Source organism: Bacillus cereus group sp. BfR-BA-01331 (genome assembly GCF_022663915.1).
Taxonomy (GTDB): domain Bacteria; phylum Bacillota; class Bacilli; order Bacillales; family Bacillaceae_G; genus Bacillus_A; species Bacillus_A mycoides.
Map to the genome: position 1 here is coordinate 1 of NZ_JAKUGJ010000031.1, position 22,238 is coordinate 22,238.

Below are 22,238 nucleotides of genomic sequence, written 5' to 3' on the forward strand. Positions count from 1 at the left end.
AGCGTCCAAGCGTTGGACATCTAGGGGTGGAACACCCCGAAGTAACGCTCAGGGAGACGAAAGGGTACTTTCGTCGTGGAACTGAGAAGCTTCCACTTCAAGCTTTGCTAAGTGGCGAGTAGTTCACAAACTGTGTATATTCTCTACGTAACCAATTAGAAATATGTTCTTTTTGTTTTCGCTTGAGATGTGACCATTTTTTATTTGTTTGAAGGATTTTTCCATTTACTTTTTTGTGGTTTTTCATCGAAACTCATCTCCTTTTACTAGCAAAACGAATATATAACTATCGTATCACATTTAAATTGAAATACTGCTTTAGGGACATATTTCGCAAGAAATCTATGCAAAATAAACAATACATGATCCATTTAGCGGATTAATTCAACATAAAAGTAAATGTAGACTATTTGTGTGGTGTTTTATCTTTTATTAATTATTACGGTACGTGAAATTACAATGTTAAACCTAAAAAAGCCCCTTGAAAGGAGCTTCTTATTTTACAAGGTATTGTTCTATTTCTTTTATTAATAATTCTGCACCTTCTGGACTTAATGCTATCTTACCATTTGCTAATGATATGTTACGATTTGACACTTCTTCTGTTAACGCACAAACACCACCAGGCTGATACCTCTGTAAAATAATGTCTTCACCTTCTACAAAGATCTCTAATGGTGATTTTTCTTTCATACCTAGCGTATTTCTAAGTTCCTTTGGAATTACCACACGCCCTAATTCATCTATTTTTCTAGTTACTCCGGTTGCTTTCATCTAATATCTTTCCCCATTTCATTATCAATTGTACCCAAGTTATTCTTTACTATTGTAACAAGCTTTTCCCATACATGAAAATTTATTTGCATTTACAAAAGAACAAGTAAAATAAATAGAGTATTTTTGGCACGATAACAAGATAAGTAATTGAAATGAAGCAATTCGTCAGCTCGTAGAGAAAGCGTTACGTCTTAAATAATGACATGACTATCCTTTTTATTACCCCTGATTTCTCCCTGTTAATCAAAACTTCCACTGCAGCATCTGCAATATCCCGACAGTCAATAAAAGATGAATGTTGAAAAAAGAAAAAGACATTTTATACTCTTTTAAATTACTTATAGTATGGTAATCCAGACTTCCCCCATGCAAGGAATCCTCCTTTTAAATTGACTACACCCTTTAAACCAGCTCTTTGCAAAATACTAGCAGCTATAGCAGAACGTAAACCCGTCCGGCATTGTAAAACTATAGGACAACCTGTAGGAACTTGATCTAGCTGCTCAAATAAATTACCTAAAGCAATATGTATTGCATCATGAAGGTGTCCTTCATCCCATTCTTTTTTACTACGCACATCGATAACCTTAACACTTCCATCCTTTATTAACGGATATAATTCATCTGATGTTTTTTCCTTATAACTCTCTAAACTATGGGATCTTTGAATTACTTTTGAAGGCGCAAAAGCAATAGTATTATCTAAGCCAATAGACTCAAAGTCTCTAATAACTTCCTCCACATTAACTTTTTCCATATCTAAAATGATTAATGTTTCTTTTTTATAGTCTAATAACCACCCACACCAAGTTGAAAAAGAATTGTTATACGGAATATTAATGGATTTTTCAATGTGACCCGCAGCAAAACACTCTACATCCCTTATATCAACAATTTGCTGAACTTTTTTAGTGATTTCTTGGAACTCTTCAAATGTATTAATGCTAATAATATCTCTCTTCTTACGAATTGGTGGACCCAATTTATTTAAATACTTCATTAATGAAAAATACTTCGGAGGATCTGGCTGTCCCGTCAATAGAGTAGATATAAAATTACTTTCTTCATTACACTGAAATGCCCAATTGAGCATCTTTTCATAACCTAATGTAGAAGTTGGAATTGCCCCTAATGCTTTTCCACATGCACTTCCTGCACCATGCGATGGCCAGATTTGTAAATAATCAGGGAGCTTTTTTATTTCTTGTATAGAATCAAATAGTTGCTTTGCTCCTTTTTTAGCAGTGTCTTTAATACCAACAGCTGTTTCTAATAGGTCTGGTCTTCCTACATCGCCTACAAATACAAAATCACCCGTGAATATTCCAATAGGTTGTTCATTTGTATAATTATTCTGGCTCGTGTCAGTTACTAAAAAAGAAATGCTTTCAGGTGTGTGGCCTGGAGTATGAATTACTTTAAATTTTATATGACCAATTTTAAATTCAGTTCCCTCTCTGACAAGATGGTATTGAATCTCATTAAGATACTGATATTTCCAATCACAATCACCTTCATCAGATACATATAAATTTGCTTTATAAAGATGAGAAAGTTCTCTAGCCCCAGAAAGAAAATCAGCATGAATATGTGTCTCAGCCGCAGCAATTATTTCCATTCCCTCTTTCCTAGCATATTCTATATATTGTTCTATACAACGGCTTGGATCAATTACAATTGCTACTCCTTCCTTCTGACAACCAACTAAATAGGAAGCATGTGCTAATTTTTCATCATAAAAATATTTTAAGAGCATGGCTATTCCCTCCTATTTCTTATTTCCTATTACTTTTCAGATTTTAACGAATTCTCCGAAATAATTCTCCTTCCTCAAACGTGTGAAGGGCGTAGCCCAACGGTAGGTGGGAGATGAATTTCGGTTTGGCATAGCCAAAAGCTTTTGACAAACTAGCTATATGAAGTTCTTTGATAACTTGATATATGAGGTTGCAGGAAGAAAATTGAGTGCGAAAACCAAGCCATTCGGTTCCTGCGTAAAATATCAACCGTACCAAAAGAGCGTCCAAGCGTTGGACATCTAGGGATGGAACACCCCGAAGTAACGCTCAGGGAGACGAAAGGTTGCTTTCATCGTGGAACTGAGAAGCTCCCACTTCAAGCTTTGCTAAGTGGCGAGTAGTTCACAACAACTTTTTATCTTTCCCCTATAAAATTCCTTTCAACATAAAATTCCAATACATATATGGCAACATATATCTTTTTAGCAAAAACATGCTATACCGTTCTTCCGCTTGATTAAACGGAAACGTTTCTTGAGGCTCATGTTCATAGTTAAATTCAGCTAGTATAAGACTTTTATACCCTGTAACAATTGGACAAGATGTATACCCATCATATTTAGCCTGCATATCTCTTCCATTCAGTACGTCCATAATATTTTGTTTTAAGACAGGTACTTGTTTTCGAATTGCCGCTCCAGTTTTAGATGTGGGTAAATTTGTACAATCCCCTAGTCCAAAAATATTTTTATAACGTACATGCTGCAAAGTATAAGGGTCTATATCAACCCAACCTTGATGATCGCTTATTTCACTATCTTTTATAAAACTAGGCGGTCCCATTGGTGGAACAACATGTAACATGCTATATGACACACTTTCTTTTTTTAGTGTTTGCGTATCCTCAAAAATAGCTTCTCTCTTTTCGGCAATAACTTCTACTAAATTTTTATTATAATTCGTTATAATTTGCTTTCTTTTTAACACCTTATCTAGTGTATCTGCATAACGTGGAACCTGAAATATGTTAGGGTTTGCAGAATAAAACATAACGTCGCTATTCTTTCTTACTTCACTATTACAAAAATGCTCCTCGGCTAGGTACATAATTTTTTGTGGGGCACCACCGCATTTAATAGGGGTGTTTGGGTGGGTAAAAACAGCATTTCCTCCTTTAAATCTTTCAATTTCTCTCCAAGTAGAATCAACATATTTATAGGAATAGTTACTACAAACACCATTAGTCCCAATAGATTCTTTCAACCCTTTAATACCACCCCAATTTATTTGTATACCGGCTGCTACAATAAGAATTTCATACCCAAGCATAGTTTCATCATCTAAAAGAATCTTATTTTCAGATGGGAACAACTTAACAACACGTTTAGGAATCCAGATCGCACCCTTAGGAACAAGTGATTCTTGATCACGCATCGTAGACTCCTTTGAAACAATTCCACCACCCACTAAACTCCACAGAGGTTGAAAATAATGTTTTTTAGATGGATCAATAATCGCTATACTTTCTTTAAATAGGGATACATTACGTAATAAATGTGCAGTAAAGGACAGTCCCGCAGTCCCGGCACCAATTACAATGATTTTATAACTATCTTTAGTCTTCATTATCCTCTTCCTATCTAAACTTAACTGTTATGAAAAATAGTTATTAGCCTTTTTTAATCGCATTAACATAATTGTAAGTTAAAATCTTGTCATTTTTATCTGATTAAAATGAATTTTTTGTTAATTTTAACCATTAACATTATTATATGCATGAAATCCTTACATTACTTCTATATTTCGTTTAAAACACAAAAACCTTATGTGTTTCAATGTCGCACTGTATCCAACCTCTCTTACATTGTATTTCTAAAGACGATGGGGTTTCTTGTTCGAAAAGAGCGATAGGGTTACTCAATCCGCATCCATATATGTTTTATTCTTTTTCTTTACTAAATTTGAACTACTTAATTATCTATGAATACCGTATAAACAGAAAATTAGTCACCAAAAACAAGGGCATCAAGCCGTACATGCGAGAACCATTCTATAAAAATCATATATATAAAAGGAATTTGAATAATTTTATGAAGAGTCTATCGTAAGGCTATCGCTTATAATTTTGTTACCTATATTTTTTGTTGCACTTTGCATCCTTTGTTTATGTCCTAAGAAAAGCGACCGCCCGTAATAGGCGGTCTTTTTACGTTTACCTGTAACGCCTACCTTTCGAGTTCGTCTAACTTTTTGAGGAATGTCAATTCCGCTTCTAAAAACGCAATACGTGTTTCCTTTCCCACGGCATTCTGTATAAAAGCCTCCCTCACCAATCACAGCTAAGTTAAAATTTCGTTCTGGGGGTGCCACAAAACTTCAAGTTGATAGCGATGTGTTGCTATCCCAATGAATAAAATTTGATTATATAAAAATAATAAAAACACGACTGTTATACGTAAAGAGGTGTAAATCATGTCTTTAAATGAAAAGACCTTAGAAACCATGGAAAATACCATTGTTGAAACTATCCAGACAAATAATTTACAAGAACTTAAGAATACATTAGAACAGATCTTTGATATTTGTGCCGATTTAGTTGAACATCCATTACAATTAAAAACAAACACGAATATTTTACTATATTATTTTGAAGGCCTTACAGATGGTGTTGCACTAAAAGGAAATGTCGTTACACCATTATTACAAGAAGTAAATGAAGACAGACAAGTATTTAATTCTAATATTATTGCTACTTATACAAAAACAGTATATACATGGAATGAAATTAAAAAAGGGCTGCTCGAGGGACAATGTGTACTGTTTATGGAAGGAGAAAAGAAAGCCCTTCTCATAAATACAAAGGGATGGGCAGAAAGATCGATTCAGGAACCTATTTCAGAAGTTACCATTAAAGGTTCTCATGATGGGTTTATTGAGAATGCCACTAAAAACATAGGTCTCATTCGTAGATATATTCCTTCTACTGAGTTGAAAATCAAAAAATTGACAATCGGAGAACGGGCCACTACTTTTGTATATTTACTTTACTTAGGCGATGTAGCTAACGAAGATGTGGTACAGGAAGTGGAGACAAGAATCTGTAAAATTAAAACTGATACAGTATTGAGCATAGGAGAATTGTCCAACTTTACAAAAGATCAAAATTGGACTCCCTTTCCACAGGCTTATTTAAGTGAACGCCCAGATGCTATTTCTAATCATATTCTTGATGGTAAAGTAGCAGTGTTAATTGATAGATCTCCTGGTGCAATGATCGTTCCAATGAATTTAATTGGATTTTTTCAGGCTCCCGATGATTATAATGTACATTGGCTGATTGCATCATCTTTTCGCTTATTACGATTTTTAGGATTTATTATAGCTATATTTTTACCCGCAATATATATTGCAATGGTTTCATTCCACTTTGAAATCATTCCTTTAGATCTATATACTTCTATTGCAACGTCAAGAATTAAAGTCCCTTTCTCGCCTTTACTAGAAGCATTTATTATGGAAATCACATTAGAAATGCTTCGTGAAGCTGGTATTCGTCTACCACAACCAATTGGACAAACCATTGGAATTGTTGGAGGTATTGTAATTGGACAAGCAGCTGTTCAAGCAGGACTTGTGAGTAACGTTATGGTTATTATCGTATCTATTACTGCCATTGCATCATTTGTTGTTTCTAATTATGATTTATCAAGTTGTATTCGGCTTATTCGTTTTCCAATGATGTTATTTGCCTACTTTTTTGGAATTGTAGGTATTGTTAGTGGATTAATGCTCTTATTTGCTCATTTTGTTTCACTAACTTCCTATGGTTCACCATATGGATTGCCAATTGCACCTTTTCGTTTCCAAGAATTAAAAGATTCTTTTGTAAGATTTCCTATTTCTATGATCACCACCCGCTCTAGTACAGGACAACCGAAACAAAGAAAGAAAAAAGAAGGTGGTTCACATGGGGAATCTTAAATTCCAAAACATAACTTTATTCGAATATATTATTTTCATCCATTCACTACAACTAGCATCAGGTATGTTAATCATGCCAAGTCCACTTGCCACTACCGCTGGCACAGATGGCTGGATTTCTATCATTCTGGGATGGATAATCACTTCTATAATTGGCGTATTTATTATATTAATGTTACAAAAAAAACCTAACAAAAATTTCTCACAGATTTTAACAACTTATTTTGGTAAATGGCTGGGGACAATATTTATTCTTTTATATGCCTTTTATCTATTTTTTGCTGGATTTAATACTTTATTAAAGGCAACTGATATTGTAAAAGTGTGGATATTCCCTTCCACTCCTGCTTATCAAATCGCCATATTATTACTATTTCCTTTTATTATTTTATCACTGAGTGGGATAAGGGCTCTTACTAGTTACTCTATGCTTGTTTTCTTCTTCACTACTTGGATGCCAATCTTTCTCCTTTTCTCATTACAGAGTAATTACAATCCATTACACCTACTACCCATTTTAAAAGATGGTATATATCCTATTGTAAAGGCAACTAAAGAAACAATTACCCCTTATGCCGGCTTAGAAATTGCATATTTTATTTATCCGTTTTTACAAAAAAAACATAAAGCGATAAAAGGAATACTTATAGCGAATACAGGAACCATGTTTTTCTACCTATATGCTACTATTCTTTCTTATATATATTTTAGCCCTGAAGGTATAAAGGAAGTGATTTGGCCAGTATTTCATCTGTTAAAAGGAGTTCGTTTTTCTTTCATAGAACGATTAGAAATTTTATATATCGCTTACTATTTGATTGTATTTTCCACTACAATATATCCGTATTTATTTTTCAGTTTCAAATCTGTGACCATTTTATTTCAAAAAACCGTTCGCAATTGGGTGCTGGTTGGTTTTATGCTATTAATAGTCGGCTTATTCATTTTTCTAAACCCCGATGTGGATCAATATTTATTTATATATTCTCTTATGGATATCTTAAATATCATTTTCTTTATTCTATTACCAATCTTCTTTTTCGCTTACAGCATTGTTTTTACTTGGTTTACTAGGAGGAAACAGCTTTGATTCGAAAATGGATATGGATTGTAATCTGTTGTGTATGTTTAATTGGTTGTAGTCAGAGAATTCCTCTTGAAAAAGTTTCTTTAATCCTATTAATCGGCTTAGATAGAACTTCTAATGGAAACATAAAAGTGGGCACAAGCATACCACTCTTTCATCATAAACAGCAAAGCAGTACTGTAGAGCATTGGGTTCAGGCGTCAACCATATATGATGGATTTAGCAAAATGGATACGAAATTAACAGGGTATGTGACATCATCCAAAGCTGAAGTTATTTTAATTGGGGCTAAATTAGCACAAGAAGAAAATTGGATACAGGCGCTCGATTCCTCTTACCGTGATCCTTACGCTACCATCAATGCTAAAGTGGTGCTTGTTGATGGACCGGCAGAAGATGTGTTTAAAGTTAATAGGCCTGATAAGCCACCACTTCCATCTTATATAAAGGGTGTAATCGAATCGTCTATTCAAAATAATCAATCCGTCTCTTCCACGATTCAACAATTAATGAGAGAAAAAAATGAACAGGGAATGACGCAAACTGTTCCCATTATCAAGAAAACAAATAATGAAATTGATACGGTAGGAATTGCATTTTTAAATCATCAAGGAAAGTACTTAACGAAGATTCCTAAAACCGATGTGAAGTTTTTCAACCTTATTAATAAGTCAAAAAATACAGGTCGGATGATACTACACCTTGTTCTTTCTCCAAAAAAATCTGATAAAAAGCCAAATACGTCTGTTTTCGTACAAAATGCAAAGAGAAAAATTAGTGTTGATTTCCAAAAAGGTAAATTTATTTTTAATATAGATGTAAGTATGAATGTATCCTTAATTGAAAAAACCAACGGAAACTTAACTAAAACTCATTTACATGGTAATAAGAATATAGGTAGATTGGAACATGAAATCCAGGAAGAGTTCAATAAAAAATTACAAGGCATGTTACAGGATATGCAGAGAAATAAAATTGATCCAATTGGTTTATCATTACACGCTAGAGCTTTTCAATATAAAGAATGGAAAAAGGTAAAAAAAGATTGGTTGCACGCTTTTTCAAAAGCTAAAATACGTGTGAATACACACGTTAAAATAAAAGATACAGGAACAATTAGAAATTAAACTATCTAGATTATTTTCAGCCAAGAAAACTTCCCCCTCAATTTGTGTGAAGGTGCATAGCACCAATAAGTTAGGTGAAAGATGAATTCACCTTTCCTGTAGGGAAACATGTGTTTCTAGGGTATATATGGTTCTGGTGCAAAGTTTCTCAAGAGATAAACAGAGGCATGAATATATGAGGAAATATTATGAGGCTACTAGTAATTCCTGTAATTCATGATATACCGAAAAGGCGAGGTCTCCAAAGAGACTCCGCCTTTTCAACGTAAAATGAACTTCAACAAAATGTTTTAGTTTTAAAGCCATCGATTAAACTTCCTGATGTATATTCTCTTTATAATTTCAGTAACTAGAGCATATATTGTTAAAATTCCAAATAACCACGGGAAATAATACAACGGAAGTGGAGTTAAGCCAATTTGGGTACTTAACCTGGTAAATGGAAGGGAAATTATGTCCGTTATTTGAATTCGAATATTTATTTATAGTAATTATATATTCAAAAAAAAATTAACTTATTCAAAACAATATGTAAAATTATTCAAAAATATCATAACCACATTTTTTAGTCAATACGCGTGAGAATTGCTCAATGTTTAGAATTAATAATTGAAGTACATATTATCTATGAGGTGCCTGTTCACTCTATTTAGTATGTTTTTTAATTTTCATTATTTAGAGACCTCATAAGCAAGTGGTGATAACGATCACTTGCTTTTAACATTATTATATTCTTAATATGTGATTTATCACATTTATGATACTGCTCACCAAATGTTCACAAAAATACTTACACAGTATTTTCCTTTCAACCGGGCTTACAAATAAATATATAAATAATATCAATTTTCCATCCCAATATATTATGTCATTTTTACTTAATCACTTAAAGAAAGCGAAATTACAGCCAACAGCCAATCCATTGAATTTGCCTCTTTTTGCTCGAAAATTGTTCTACAACTATTACTCAAAATAACGTCTATCAAAACATTTCATTATCGAGCAGTTACATTCTACATGAAATTCCTTTCTAATATTCCTCGGTAGTGTTTTGTATTCTTCTGCTATAATTCCCTCACTTATGAATGTAATTATCCGTTCTAATTTTAGGGTTTTTTGTAAAAAACAAAAATAAGAGCGTATATTGTAAAATAATTCAACATACGCTCTTATAAAACCTTATGTGTTTTAATAATTTAAGGGTATACCAAAATTTTATATTTTAAATCCACCTATTAACTCCTGTAATTCTTCGGCCATTTGTGCTAATTGAATTGCTGAAGAATTTATCTCTTCCATGGATGCATGTTGTTCTTCGGATGAACCAGCTATAGTTTGCATACTTGTGCTATTCTCTTTTACAGATACTGCTATTTGATTAATAGATGTATCGACTTGCATTGCATCAGATGTCATCTTATTTGATAGGTCCACCATTCCATGTACTTTGGAAACGATATCATTCGCTGAATTTGAAATCTCATAAAAACTTTGTTTTGTATCATTCGCTACCTTAATTCCCGACTGTACTTCTATTCCTACTTCATTCATAGCTTTTACAGTCTCATGTACATCTAATTGTATTTCTTTAATTATTTTTCCAATTTCCATTGAAGATTGTCCTGATTGTTCCGCTAATTTCCCAACTTCATCCGCAACAATTGCAAATCCACGTCCCTGTTCTCCTGCCCTAGCCGCCTCAATCGCCGCATTAAGTGCTAGTAGATTTGTTTGTTCAGCAATATTTTGAATCGCTTCTAATATAGTGCCTATTTGCTGCGATTTCTTATCTAATAATTTAATTACAGTATCGGATTGAGAAACAGAATTATGTATAGACTGCATTTGTGTTACAGTTTGTTCTACTAATTGTTCCCCCTCATTTGCTTTTTGTTTTGTGTATAAAGATGAGGTCGATACTTCAGAAGCATTATCAGCTACACATTGAATATTTCGTGTTACCTCACCTATTAATTTAGCTCCAGACTCAACTTCATTATTTTGAACCTCTGCACTATGTGAGATTTCTTCCATTTCTTTTGTAATTTGTTCTGTTGCAACACTTGCTTGCTCTACACTAGCAGTTAGTTCCTCAGAAGAAGCTGCTACATGTCCTGCAGATGTGTTAATTTGTGAAATAATATTGCGTAAAGACTCTGCCATTGCATTGAAACTATCACCCAATTGACCAAGTTCATCCTTTGAACGAATATCAATTTTCTCCGTTAAATCTCCTCGACTAATTCTTTGAGCTGAAATAACTAATTGTCTTAGTGGATTAATAATAGATCTAAGAATGAAGAAAATTATAATTCCACCTAATAATAAAGAAGCTCCTATTATAGCAAATGTTTTATAAAAAATAGGATTGGTAGCTTCTTCAATTTCTTTCGTAGGCATTACACCAGCTATTTTCCAACCTGTTTTTTTATTTGTCTTAAAGCTTATGTTTCGGTCCTCACCATTGAGGCTATACGTAATCTCTCCATCTTCTTTCTTATAAAGTTCATCTGCTAAAGATTTATCTAATTTTTCACCAGGTTTTAATGTTGGATGAACAACTATAGTTTTATCTTGACCCACTATAGCTACAAAACCTTGCTTTCCTATCTTTATCATTTTAGATGTTTTTACGATATCATCAATATTTAAGTCCATACCAATGACACCACTTTTATCTGCATTTTGTTTGGCAATCGCTATTACCATATTTCCTGTAGCTTTTGATTTATACGGAGATGAAACAATAATTTCTCCATTAGCTTTTTCTGCATCCTTATACCAACTACTTTCTAACGGATTAAATCCTTCTGGTATTTCTCCAACAGGCGCATGAATAAATTGATTGTTACTGGATGCGGAATAAATTGTTTCTATCTCTGGATGTAACTGTATATATTGTTCAAATTTACTCTGCACATTTTGTAATTGATCAGGATTATAATTGCCTTGTGTGAGTAATTTTGCAAAATAAGTTACATCTATATATTTGTTTTCTAATTCATCATCAACAATCTTATCTAAAATACTTACATTATCTTTTGCTGTTTGTAGAATTGTTTCATTAAGATCTGTTTTCGCCTCATCATAAGATGTTATTCCTACAATAAGACTAGGTATAATTAATATTGCAATAAATGCCATAGACAACTTCGTTTTTAGCTTTATTTGTTCCAATCTTTTTTTTATATTAAACACGATTTTCTTCTCCTTTTCATTCTTACAACTCATATTATTTATTTAAATGTTTACTCCTTTATCTTTTTCTACAATTATTTATGGTATCATTTGAAATGAAATTACTACTATATCCTTTTACATATATCTTCAGAGATAGCAATTTAGCTTTCACAAGCGGAGTTTTATTTATCCCCCCTTTCAAGTATGTTATTTTTCTATTTTAAGCAAATATAAAAATAAGAATTATTCCAAATAAACCGTATTAAATATATACTTCACTCTATTAAAATGGTTTTTAGTTTTGATTGGATAAAAGGTTTAATTTAGGCCTAATTAAATTGTATGAAATCCTTACCATAAGAAATTCTCTAAAACTTAACTAAGTGAATATATCCCCTGGATAATTCTACTTAATGGCTTTTTAAACCACTCTAACTGCTTCACTTCATTCATACATCTATTTACTACAGCCGCTTGTTGTTTTGTTGGATTACTGAACCATAAATTCTAAATAGAAGAATACAATAAATTCGAGGACTATATTGTAACATGTATACATAAGTTTTAAATATTAAAATAAAAAAATATATAAATTTTTCATTATACGTATCTTCATATATTACAATTATTTAGTATAAATTTTAATTTGCTACCATCTATATAGAAAAATACTAGCATTAGAATATATAACCGCAGGAACCAATATGTATTTTGGAGAATGGAACACATCGCTATCAAGCTAAGGTTTTGAAGTACCCCCTAAACGAAAATTTTCTTACTCTACAGGTAGCTACTTTGAGAAGTCGGTTCATTTTTTTCGTTTTTGGGGCGTTTATTTTTCTTAAGTTGATGGGCATGGCCTCACCATATCCAAAAAAGAAAATTGTACGTTTATACACAAAATTAACACGTTTCGATTAGTTCCCTGTACGTTAAAGAATTAGTTTGTATAATTGAGGAGATGTATAAGACAGGTGTAAATGTAGGGGAATCCAATATTTTCTATTCAAATATGATAGAATAGAAAGAAATCTAAAACGGAGGAAAAACAACTGAACTCAAACACAAAACAGTTTATTTATGATATCAAGCAAAGAAAGAACAATTATATGGAAGATATAGTGAACTACTCGCCACTTAGCAAAGCTTGAAGTGGGAGCTTCTCAGTTCCACGACGAAAGTACCCTTTCGTCTCCCTGAGCGTAACTTCGGGGTGTTCCACCCCTAGATGTCCAACGCTTGGACGCTCTTTTGGTACGGTTGATATTTTACGCAGGAACCGAATGGCTTGGTTTTCGCACTCTATTTTCTTCCTGCAACCTCATATATCAAGTTATCAAAGAACTTCATATAGCTAGTTTATCAAAAGTCTTTGGCTATGCCAAACCGAAATTCATCTCCCACCTACCGTTGGGCTACGCCCTTCGCACGCTTGAGGAAGGAGAATTCTTTTGGGGAATTCGTTAAAAGCAATACAACACCCTAAAAAAGAGCAAGCTGAACAGGTCATTCAAAATATAGTAGAGAACATGGATATGATGATTAGGTTAGTTACTGCTTACATGACTATTGAATCAGAATCTATGAAAGAATTAAAAGAACTTCAGGAAGACATTATTCATGCTAAAGCATATATTCAAGAACGAAAATTTGAAGAAACAGAGAGATAAAACCCTGTGTTTTTATTTGGTGGTCTATGACACCCATCTGTTATGAATCAAATTAGATGTAAAAGGTGCTGAAAAGAGCTTAAACTTATATACGCTTAGCTTAATAGCAATGTGGCGTGATCCCTATTATCTTGCTTTTATTTTTGCTTATTGCCTTTATTCGGATCATATAATACCATTTGAACTTAAAAAATATCACTGTCCGTGAAACCTAAAACATTCATTTCTTCTTTCAATGAACGCCATGGTTCTATTTTAATGAATTTCGTAATTTTGTCCTTTAGCACACATGCAGATAATATGCTTCTTCTTTCTTTTTCAAAATCCCCCCTACTGCAAAATAATAAACCATATATCTATATAAAAATTATATAATTACTAAGTGCATTATGAAGTAATATGTGTTAGTTAGGTGGTTCATACTTTACTTTATTTCTTCTCTTTATACTCTCTAATTATAGATTCCAACGAAATAAACAAAGACGAAGTCTTCAATCAGACCTCGTCTTTTCGTCGTGTAACGTATTACAAAATTAATAGCGGCTTCATAAAATTCAATTGTAATTTCCTCACCGTTTTATGTGTTAAGAAACTTTACAACAGAACCGTTTCTAGTTTATCAGAAATCTTTTGGCTGCACCAAACCGAAAGATTTCTCCCACCTATCGTTGGGCTATCCCCCTGTACACGCTTGAGGAAAGAGAATTTTTTCGGATAATGTGTTAAAATTTAATTTCAAAATGAATCCAAATTATCACCATTAGAGGCAATAACATTTTTATACCATGCAAAACTTTTTTTTCTATAACGTTTTAGGGTTCCATTTCCATCATTATCCTTATCTACATAGATGAATCCATAACGCTTTTTCATTTCTGCTGTTGATGCACTTACTAAATCAATTGGTCCCCATGTAGTATAACCTAATAAATCGACTCCATCAGCGATGGCCTCTTTCATTTCTATAATATGAGATTTCAAATAATTAATTCGATAATCATCATGTACTGTACCTTCTGTATTTAGTACATCTATTGCTCCAAAACCATTTTCAACAATGAATAGAGGTATTTGGTATCGATCATATAACAAATTCAAGGCTATGCGTAAACCTTTTGGATCAATTTCCCATCCCCAATCTGAGACCTTTAGGTATGGGTTTTTAACACCGCCAACCTGTAAGTTACCGGCAGAAGTTTCATGTTTATCAGGAGAAGCAGATGCCGTACCGCTATTATAGTAGCTAAAACCTAGGTAATCTACTTTATGGGATGAGAGAATTTCCTCATCACCAGGTTCCATTGTGATTTGTATTTGATTTTCAGCGAAATATTTTTCAGTATATGACGGATAATACCCTCGAACTTGAACATCAGTAAAGAATACTGTTTCACGATCTAACATCATGGCTTTCCATACATCTTCAGGATTACAAGTATGCGGATAAGTTGGCGCATAGGCAAGCATGCAACCTATCTTACTATTCTTTATCGTTTCATGACCTGCTTTTACAGCTAAAGCGCTTGCGATAAATTGATGATGAGCCGATTGATACTGTATATTTTGCTTATGATCCCCTTCTTTAAACTCGAGTCCCCCACCAGTAAAAGGAGCATGAATTACAAAATTAATTTCATTAAACGTCAACCAATATTTCACGTGTTTATAGCGTTCAAATAAAGTAGTGGCAAAATTTAAATAAAAATCAATAAGTTTACGATTTCGCCATCCTCCATATTTTCTCACTAAATTGAGAGGCATTTCATAATGAGATATTGTTACGATAGGCTCAATGTGGTATTTTTTCAATTCGGCAAATACTTGATCATAGAAAGCTAATCCTTCTATACTTGGTTGAGACTCATCACCATTTGGAAAAATTCGAGTCCATGCTATACTCATACGGAAGCATTTAAATCCCATTTCTGCAAAGAGAGCAATATCTTGTTTATAGTTATGATAATAGTCAATTGCAGTATGATAAGGGCAATCTCCATTTAGTAAGAAATTTGGTGGGCTAAAGACACCATTTGGTAGTACATCTGCTGTAGAAAGACCCTTTCCACCTTCTTTATAAGCCCCTTCAATTTGATTCGCTGCTGTTGCTCCACCCCATAAAAAATTTTCAGGAAACGGTTTAGTGAATGGTTTCATATTTAATACCCCCTATTTAACTATTGTTAATAAATTAGCATTAGTTGAGACGGATTGATTCGTCGTTTGAATAATATCTAGAAATTGATTGCTATTTGTCACAATAATAGGTGTCGTTGTTTCATATCCAGCTTCTTTAATTTTATCGATTTCAAATTGAATTAAAGATTGCCCCATCGACACTGAATCTCCTGTTTCTACAAGCTTAGTGTAATACTTTCCATCTAATTGAACTGTATCAATTCCTACATGAATTAAAATCTCGATTCCATCATCTGAGGTAATTCCCACTGCATGTCCAGTTGGAAACATAGTAGTCACAGTCCCGTTTACTGGGGAAATCACCTCACCCTTATTAGGATCAATGGCTATACCTTTACCCATTGCTTCGGATGAAAATACTTGATCGTTTACTTGTGATAATGGGATGACTTGTCCAGATAATGGACTGTTAATTATTTGTTTGTTTAATACTTTTTTCGTGTTATTAGGATTACTCAGCTGCTTAGGTTCCCCTTCCATCTTTCCCTTCTGTTTTGAAGGTTTATCTTCATATCCAAAGAAATAAGTAAGCAGTGTAGCTCCACCAACTGTAAGTAAGATCATTAAAAAATAAGGTAACCATGGAGTGGTAGAACCACCTAGTGTAAAAATACTATGCAGCATAAACGCTTTCGCTTCGGCTTTAAATGACCCAATAAATGCGCCTCCGATAGCACCAACAATAATGACGTAAGCTAGGGTACGTTTATGAGTTAAAATTAAGCCATAAATAATTGGTTCTGTTACACCTGAAAGTAAACCAGTAATTGTAGTAGATCCTGCTAGAGATTTTAGTTTTTTGTCTTTCGTTTTCAGGAAAATCCCTAAAGCGATTCCCATTTGTGCAAATGTACTTGCTGCCCACATTGGATCTATTGGATCTCCACCATTCGTTAAGTTTTCGATACTCATTGGAATGAGTGCCCAATGAAGTCCAAAGACAACTAAAATAATCATTGTACCTCCAATCACAGCACCAGTCAGTAATCCACTGTGTTCGCTTAAAAAGTTAATACTAGAGGTAATCATTTTTCCTACATAAATTCCGAATGGCCCAAACGCTAGTACTGTTAATGGAACTATAATAATCAATGAAATCATTGGAGAAAGAAATAATTGTAAATCTTTATGGATAACTTTTTTTAGGAACTTCTCCAATTGTGCATAAATAAGTACAGCAATAAAGGATGGAACGATACTTGAAGAATAATCCATTAATAGGACAGGAATTCCCAAGAATGAAGTTGTATCTCCATTGCTCATTAGACTAGTAAAATTCGGTTCTAATAATGAAGCTCCAATAATTCCACCCATATATCCATTAGCACCAAGTTTAATAGCAAGAGTAATACCAATCATAACAGGTAAAAAGTATAAAATAGCATTTCCTGCTGCTGCTAGGATTCCATACGTACCACTTTTTTCAGAAAGAACACCAAACATAACTAATACTGCTAATATCGCCTTTAACATCCCAGCTCCAGCAAGTGGTGCTAAGAGCGGTGTAAACGTACCAGAGATTAATTCGAAAATCATTGCTGTGAGCTTTACCTTTTCTTTTGGTTGATTATTTGATTGAACAGATCCACTATTAAAGTTTCCTACTTGAACTAAATCATTGTACACATCTGCAACATTTGAACCAATTACAATTTGAATTTGTCCTGTACTCTCAACAACACTAAGTACCCCTTCTAAATGTTCTAACTTTTCTTTGTCTAAAAGCGTTTTATTATTTAGTTGGAAGCGAAGACGCGTAGCGCAATGGACAACGCTTTTGACATTCTCCTTTCCTCCGATTCCTTGTATAATCTTTTTTGATAATTTTTCATATTTCATTCTACACACTCCTTTATTATTAAAAATTATTATATATATCAAGATAGCCTGAATTTCCTTAGAGATTTGTACTCAAAAGCTTAACCCCTTGGACACAAAAAGAGGAAATTGGAGAAACAAAAGGTTTCTTCTAAGAGAATTTCTTGGTTTTTGATTAGATAAGGATCAATGCTATAAAATGTAGCATCAGAAATATAAAAAACCTGAGTTGAAATTATGTATATACATAAGCTTCAACTCAGGTTTTGCCTGCCAAACAGTCACAATCCTGTAAATTAATCATTTTAATTTTATTTTCTTTGAGTAACACGGTTTATATGAATAACAAAATAAGTAATCTCATTTTTTGTAAGTTTTTGATTGTAGTTAGATTTTAAAAGTGCCATTATCTTCTTTGCACAACCGTAAGCTTCCGGATAACTTTCCTTAACTTGTTGAAATAATAAGCTATCTTCTTCTACTATTTGTTCATTACGAGAGAGACGATAAGCAAAATACCTTAAATGTGTAACAAAACGATTATAGTTCAGAGATTTTTCATCTAATTTGATTCCAAAATAGTAGTTTACAATTTTTAAAATTTCTCCTACTATTTTTGTTACCATAATGGTTTCTTCCATTACTATATTATCTTGTTGTGCATTAATTACATGCAAGGCAATGGAACCAGCTTCTTCTTCTGGTAGTTCAAATCCAGTATGTTCTTTAATTATTGTAAGAGCTGTTAAACTAACATTATACTCTTCTGGATAAAACTTTTTTATTTCCCAAAATAAAGGATTCCTAATAATTTGACCTTGTTGAAATCGATTAATTGCGAAGTTAATATGATCAGTTAAGGTAAGATAAATATTATCACTAATTGAGTTAGAAATTTGTTTCTTTATATATTCCACAATTTGGGTAGTAAGCTCGAAGTGTTCCGTAGGAATCTCATTAATTAATTGTAATAATTTATTCGATACTTGACTTTCCTTCTCTAGCACAAATACTTTATCCACTATGGATTCATCAATATATTCACCTACTTTTTTTTGAAAAGCAATTCCTTTACCCATGACAATCATTTCTGTTCCAGTTCGGTTTACCAAAGCAACATTATTATTAAAAACTTTTTTTATGAGCATATATCATCACCTTATTAGGTTTTTAGATATTGATTGCTCAGCAGCAGCTACATACTTTAGAGTATAAAAAAACCTAAATTAATTAGAATCCAGTATTTCAAAATCTGGTTTCACCATAATTTAGGTTTTGCCTGCCGAACAGTCACAATCCATTTGAAGTTTTATACCCTGATTATAGCCAACTATGTTAGCGTTTTCAATAAGTTTTTATAATTACATATTATTTCCTGTTTTTTTAACTAGTTTGACAGTACATGTTGACCATAAGGTTCGTAGCATAAATTGAATACGAATCATAGCTAGCAATACTTCACTATGCTTTGATTTGAACTACTCACCGCTTCAAACAGTCCGCGAGGATGTTAAGTGGTGAGTAGTTCAAAGAACCTTACCCTTATTAAAAAACTTTACAATAAAACCTTAATTTTTAATAGCGTATATTTTCACTGTAAATTTGCTAGTTGCGCCACTTGGGTTTGCAATATAGTATTTAGAATTTGTATATGCTTCAGTCTTAGATCCATTCGAAATGTTTCCCCAACGAACAGAATCCGTCCCCAGAGAAACATCGATCATAACATTGAAGGAAATAGTAGATGCATTATCTTTTTCTGTAGGCTCGATAACCCATTTTAACCCCTTTGTTCCTGTAGGTAAATTATTAATGCTAAAGTTTTGACTTGATCGATTTTTTTGTCCAGATAATGGCTTCGATTCAGAAGAAATTTGGGAAATTAATATTTCTTTTTCACTTGAGTCTATCCCATTTAATCTGATAATACTATCTATTAAACCTGGTCCAGGAAAATCAACAGCAATAATACCAGAATGCTTAATACCACCTTGTTGTATGAAATCAGTTCCAAGTGTATTCATTCCCCCATAAAATACTTGTCCATTTATGTCTCGAGGGAAATCTCTCCATTCATTTGTTACATTTTTTTGAATCAGTTTTGGATTACTATTAGTATTTCTGCTCTCTTTTCCGCTTGCGACAAACCAAGGGTAACAATTATTCAATAATGCTGCTGCACCACCCGTGCCACTAAAATGGTTGAGATAGATCTTACCATTGTTAAAGTTATTATTTGCATTTAGAAGATGGGTTTTCACCGCATTCCATTTTTCATACATTCCGTCTGGTCCAGTGCCAACTTCAAACTTATCTTGGGTATTCAAAGATTCATAATTAATACCATATTCTTGAGATGACGAGAAATTTTGTAATATTACAATTTTCCCTCGAACATCTCCTAACTTAGGATTATTTTTTTCTGAGGATGGTACAGAATTCGGATCCCAAAAATAGGAAGCATTACGGTCTTTATAATTTTTAAATATTTCCTCGAATGATAGCGAGCCACTTTCAGGATCAGTATCTTCCTTTAAACGCATTAAAATAGTTTCTTTAGGATTATCTCTTAGAAATTGAATTGTCTCTTTTAATACATCTTCAAACATTGCTTTTTGATTTACAATTCCATGGTGCATCGCAAAAGAATCTTTTACACGTTTAACACGCATGTCTACATAACGAATTCCTGCATTGAATTGTTGAGATAGGGTCATTGTTTGATTTCTTGTCAAATTTTCATCAATAAAACTTGCCCCATGTAAAGCCATTGAACCATGAGTCCCCGGGATAGATACTTCGCTTATTCTTTTTGTATCTTCTAGTTTTGACATCCATGTTGGATTTTGATAGCCTATATTGGATTCATAGGAATAACCTGGATGACTATCAGCAAATACTGTAGAAGTCGTACATAAACTTGCAAGTGTAAAACAAGTAAGGATTCCACTTTTTAAGATGTTTTTCATTTTTATTTTCTTCATTATATCTCTCCTAATTTTTAATAGATTCGTCTCATAAAATAAGGTACGTTTTTTTACAATATACATTGCTTCTTTTCCCAGAATAATGAGATTTTCTGCTTAAAAATATTTTTTGATAGCGGTCTGTTACTTGAAATTTTGAAGGGCCATAGCGGTTCATCCAACAACCATCAGATTCATGCATATACAAATTTCATAGAGCCGAACCATAGACATGTAAAGACACCATTCTTCATCATACTTCACGGATCTTAAAAAGAATCGAAGCCACTCATTTTTTATACAAACAAAACAGAAGTCTTAAACAAGACTCCTATTTTGTGACATATAATGATAGACAAGATGGTTAACAAATTAAGAAAATATAACAGGTGTGTTAATACATGGTTTATATTTATTTAAAAGCTTTTTATAACAAGTATACTTACGAAAAATGGGCTTCTGCAAAACTAAACAAAAACTTATTTCCCCTTCAATTTCTACTCATTAAAAGTTAAACTAACTACAGTGGCAATAGATTGTGCTGCTTGTTCCCAGCTTCCATCTATAACTTTTCCCATCTGTTGACCAAGTGAGTTTAAATCGTTTGGATTAACTGGGATTCCATTATACGCAGCAAGAATTGATAAAAGCGGAGCCACAAATGGTGTAAAACCACCCCTATCAATATTAAATACAGGCTTATCTATCACCTTTCCATCTTGTACTGTAAACTCATAATAAAATTGATCATCTGGACGAAAACTTAAATGATGAGAAATTTGTCCCTTAACATATTTTTTACCGCCAGCTAAATTTACAACTTCAATTGGTTTTACATTAAATTCGTGCTCGAATACTTTGATTTTTTTGACTTCGGGACCATGTAAAGCAGCATTAACAGCTGTTTCCAAATTATTCTGTGCAAACGGTTGAATACTAATTTGTGACTCTTTTTGTTGAATAGGTGCTTCTTTTTCTGCAGCAAATACCGATGTAGTAGGTAATGCACCTGTAGCTAAAGTAGCTGCAAGCGCTGTTGTCATGATCATCTTACTCTTCATTTTCATAGTTTTCTTCCCCCTTTAAGTTATGATATATAACCTTTTAAATACTGACACCGTACATTGTATTTATCACAATATACGCCAAAGATTATTATAAGAATACCGATAATTAATGTCAGAAAATTAAAATGAATTATATATGTATTTACAATAATATCTATCTACACACCTTTTTGCAATTTTCAGACAAATGATTAGGTAATAGCCTTTTATAAGATAGTTTATCATCTTAAATTTTTATATATACTCTATAAACATAGTAAAATCATATTGCTAATACTATAATTGAAGCGAAAAATCATATTAAAGTTAATAAATTAACACAAATTTTCATATTTATTTTTAGGTTCTGTTACAAACTTTCTTAACAGATAAAAGATGAGAGGGTTTACAAGGTGAGTATCGTGAACTACTCGCCACTTAGCAAAGCTTGAAGTGGGAGCTTCTCAGTTCCACGATGAAAGCAACCTTTCGTCTCCCTGAGCGTTACTTCGGGGTGTTCCATCCCTAGATGTCCAACGCTTGGACGCTCTTTTGGTACGGTTGATATTTTACGCAGGAACCGAATGGCTTGGTTTTCGCACTCAATTTTCTTCCTGCAACCTCATATATCAAGTTATCAAAGAACTTCAT

At 33.0% G+C, this 22,238-nt stretch carries 14 protein-coding genes; 4 read left to right on the forward strand and 10 right to left on the reverse strand.

Translation table 11 applies throughout. The features are described 5' to 3' along the window. Nucleotides 1–97 precede the first annotated feature (97 nt). The 4 genes from MR155_RS27690 to MR155_RS27705 form a co-directional block, all read right to left on the reverse strand. Nucleotides 98–247, reverse strand: a complete 150-nt coding sequence (locus tag MR155_RS27690; RefSeq protein ID WP_016097109.1) for a hypothetical protein — start codon at nucleotides 245–247, stop codon at nucleotides 98–100. Between the two features lie 248 nt (nucleotides 248–495). Continuing rightward, entirely contained in the window at nucleotides 496–774 is a 279-nt protein-coding gene (locus MR155_RS27695; RefSeq protein ID WP_002069660.1) for an AbrB/MazE/SpoVT family DNA-binding domain-containing protein, read from the reverse strand. Between the two features lie 337 nt (nucleotides 775–1,111). Then, on the reverse strand, nucleotides 1,112–2,533 hold the full coding sequence (locus MR155_RS27700) for an MBL fold metallo-hydrolase (protein ID WP_242311630.1): 1,422 nt from the start codon (nucleotides 2,531–2,533) through the stop codon (nucleotides 1,112–1,114). A 409-nt stretch (nucleotides 2,534–2,942) separates the two neighbouring features. Continuing rightward, complete coding sequence (locus tag MR155_RS27705) at nucleotides 2,943–4,142, reverse strand: FAD/NAD(P)-binding oxidoreductase (RefSeq protein WP_016093704.1); 1,200 nt, start codon at nucleotides 4,140–4,142, stop codon at nucleotides 2,943–2,945. Between the two features lie 846 nt (nucleotides 4,143–4,988). Here MR155_RS27705 and MR155_RS27710 point away from each other — a divergent pair. Genes MR155_RS27710 through MR155_RS27720 form a run of 3 tightly spaced genes read left to right on the forward strand, consistent with a single transcriptional unit; the run spans nucleotide 4,989 to nucleotide 8,711 of the window. Continuing rightward, a complete protein-coding gene (locus MR155_RS27710) occupies nucleotides 4,989–6,497 on the forward strand; it encodes a spore germination protein (protein ID WP_242311632.1) in 1,509 nt (502 codons plus the stop codon). Beyond that, nucleotides 6,484–7,587 (forward strand): GerAB/ArcD/ProY family transporter, encoded by a 1,104-nt coding sequence (locus MR155_RS27715; protein ID WP_242311634.1) that lies wholly within the window; start codon nucleotides 6,484–6,486, stop codon nucleotides 7,585–7,587. Before MR155_RS27710 ends, MR155_RS27715 begins: the two co-directional genes overlap by 14 nt. Further along, nucleotides 7,584–8,711 (forward strand): Ger(x)C family spore germination protein, encoded by a 1,128-nt coding sequence (locus MR155_RS27720; RefSeq protein ID WP_242311636.1) that lies wholly within the window; start codon nucleotides 7,584–7,586, stop codon nucleotides 8,709–8,711. The genes MR155_RS27715 and MR155_RS27720 overlap by 4 nt, the downstream gene beginning before the upstream one ends. A 1,215-nt stretch (nucleotides 8,712–9,926) precedes the next feature. On the opposite strand, the gene MR155_RS27725 is transcribed toward MR155_RS27720, so the two are convergent. Then, nucleotides 9,927–11,909 carry a methyl-accepting chemotaxis protein gene (locus tag MR155_RS27725; protein ID WP_242311638.1) on the reverse strand — a complete coding sequence of 661 codons (1,983 nt, stop codon included), beginning with the start codon at nucleotides 11,907–11,909 and terminating at the stop codon, nucleotides 9,927–9,929. Nucleotides 11,910–13,342: 1,433 nt separating this feature from the next. Here MR155_RS27725 and MR155_RS27730 point away from each other — a divergent pair. Beyond that, nucleotides 13,343–13,561, forward strand: coding sequence for a hypothetical protein (locus MR155_RS27730; RefSeq protein ID WP_078205718.1), 219 nt, complete (start codon nucleotides 13,343–13,345; stop codon nucleotides 13,559–13,561). A 735-nt stretch (nucleotides 13,562–14,296) separates the two neighbouring features. On the opposite strand, the gene MR155_RS27735 is transcribed toward MR155_RS27730, so the two are convergent. The 5 genes from MR155_RS27735 to MR155_RS27755 all read right to left on the reverse strand — a co-directional run bounded on the left by MR155_RS27735 (nucleotide 14,297) and on the right by MR155_RS27755 (nucleotide 21,608). Continuing rightward, nucleotides 14,297–15,715 carry a 6-phospho-beta-glucosidase gene (locus tag MR155_RS27735; RefSeq protein WP_078205717.1) on the reverse strand — a complete coding sequence of 473 codons (1,419 nt, stop codon included), beginning with the start codon at nucleotides 15,713–15,715 and terminating at the stop codon, nucleotides 14,297–14,299. A 12-nt stretch (nucleotides 15,716–15,727) separates the two neighbouring features. After that, nucleotides 15,728–17,596, reverse strand: coding sequence for a beta-glucoside-specific PTS transporter subunit IIABC (locus MR155_RS27740; protein ID WP_078205716.1), 1,869 nt, complete (start codon nucleotides 17,594–17,596; stop codon nucleotides 15,728–15,730). A gap of 290 nt (nucleotides 17,597–17,886) precedes the next feature. Then, a complete protein-coding gene (licT, locus tag MR155_RS27745; protein WP_033707505.1) occupies nucleotides 17,887–18,723 on the reverse strand; it encodes a BglG family transcription antiterminator LicT in 837 nt (278 codons plus the stop codon). A 420-nt stretch (nucleotides 18,724–19,143) separates the two neighbouring features. Further along, nucleotides 19,144–20,559 carry a phosphatidylinositol-specific phospholipase C gene (locus MR155_RS27750; RefSeq protein ID WP_242311640.1) on the reverse strand — a complete coding sequence of 472 codons (1,416 nt, stop codon included), beginning with the start codon at nucleotides 20,557–20,559 and terminating at the stop codon, nucleotides 19,144–19,146. A gap of 479 nt (nucleotides 20,560–21,038) precedes the next feature. Further along, nucleotides 21,039–21,608, reverse strand: coding sequence for a hypothetical protein (locus MR155_RS27755; RefSeq protein WP_002069635.1), 570 nt, complete (start codon nucleotides 21,606–21,608; stop codon nucleotides 21,039–21,041). Nucleotides 21,609–22,238: the final 630 nt, after the last annotated feature.

Excerpts from the sequence above, each read along its gene's own strand:
- MR155_RS27690 (WP_016097109.1), bottom strand. The coding sequence starts at position 247 with ATGAAAAACCACAAAAAAGTAAATGGAAAAATCCTTCAAACAAATAAA.
- MR155_RS27695 (WP_002069660.1), bottom strand. The coding sequence starts at position 774 with ATGAAAGCAACCGGAGTAACTAGAAAAATAGATGAATTAGGGCGTGTG.
- MR155_RS27700 (WP_242311630.1), bottom strand. The coding sequence starts at position 2,533 with ATGCTCTTAAAATATTTTTATGATGAAAAATTAGCACATGCTTCCTAT.
- MR155_RS27705 (WP_016093704.1), bottom strand. The coding sequence starts at position 4,142 with ATGAAGACTAAAGATAGTTATAAAATCATTGTAATTGGTGCCGGGACT.
- MR155_RS27710 (WP_242311632.1), top strand. The coding sequence starts at position 4,989 with ATGTCTTTAAATGAAAAGACCTTAGAAACCATGGAAAATACCATTGTT.
- MR155_RS27715 (WP_242311634.1), top strand. The coding sequence starts at position 6,484 with ATGGGGAATCTTAAATTCCAAAACATAACTTTATTCGAATATATTATT.
- MR155_RS27735 (WP_078205717.1), bottom strand. The coding sequence starts at position 15,715 with ATGAAACCATTCACTAAACCGTTTCCTGAAAATTTTTTATGGGGTGGA.
- MR155_RS27740 (WP_078205716.1), bottom strand. The coding sequence starts at position 17,596 with ATGAAATATGAAAAATTATCAAAAAAGATTATACAAGGAATCGGAGGA.
- licT (WP_033707505.1), bottom strand. The coding sequence starts at position 18,723 with ATGCTCATAAAAAAAGTTTTTAATAATAATGTTGCTTTGGTAAACCGA.
- MR155_RS27750 (WP_242311640.1), bottom strand. The coding sequence starts at position 20,559 with ATGAAGAAAATAAAAATGAAAAACATCTTAAAAAGTGGAATCCTTACT.
- MR155_RS27755 (WP_002069635.1), bottom strand. The coding sequence starts at position 21,608 with ATGAAAATGAAGAGTAAGATGATCATGACAACAGCGCTTGCAGCTACT.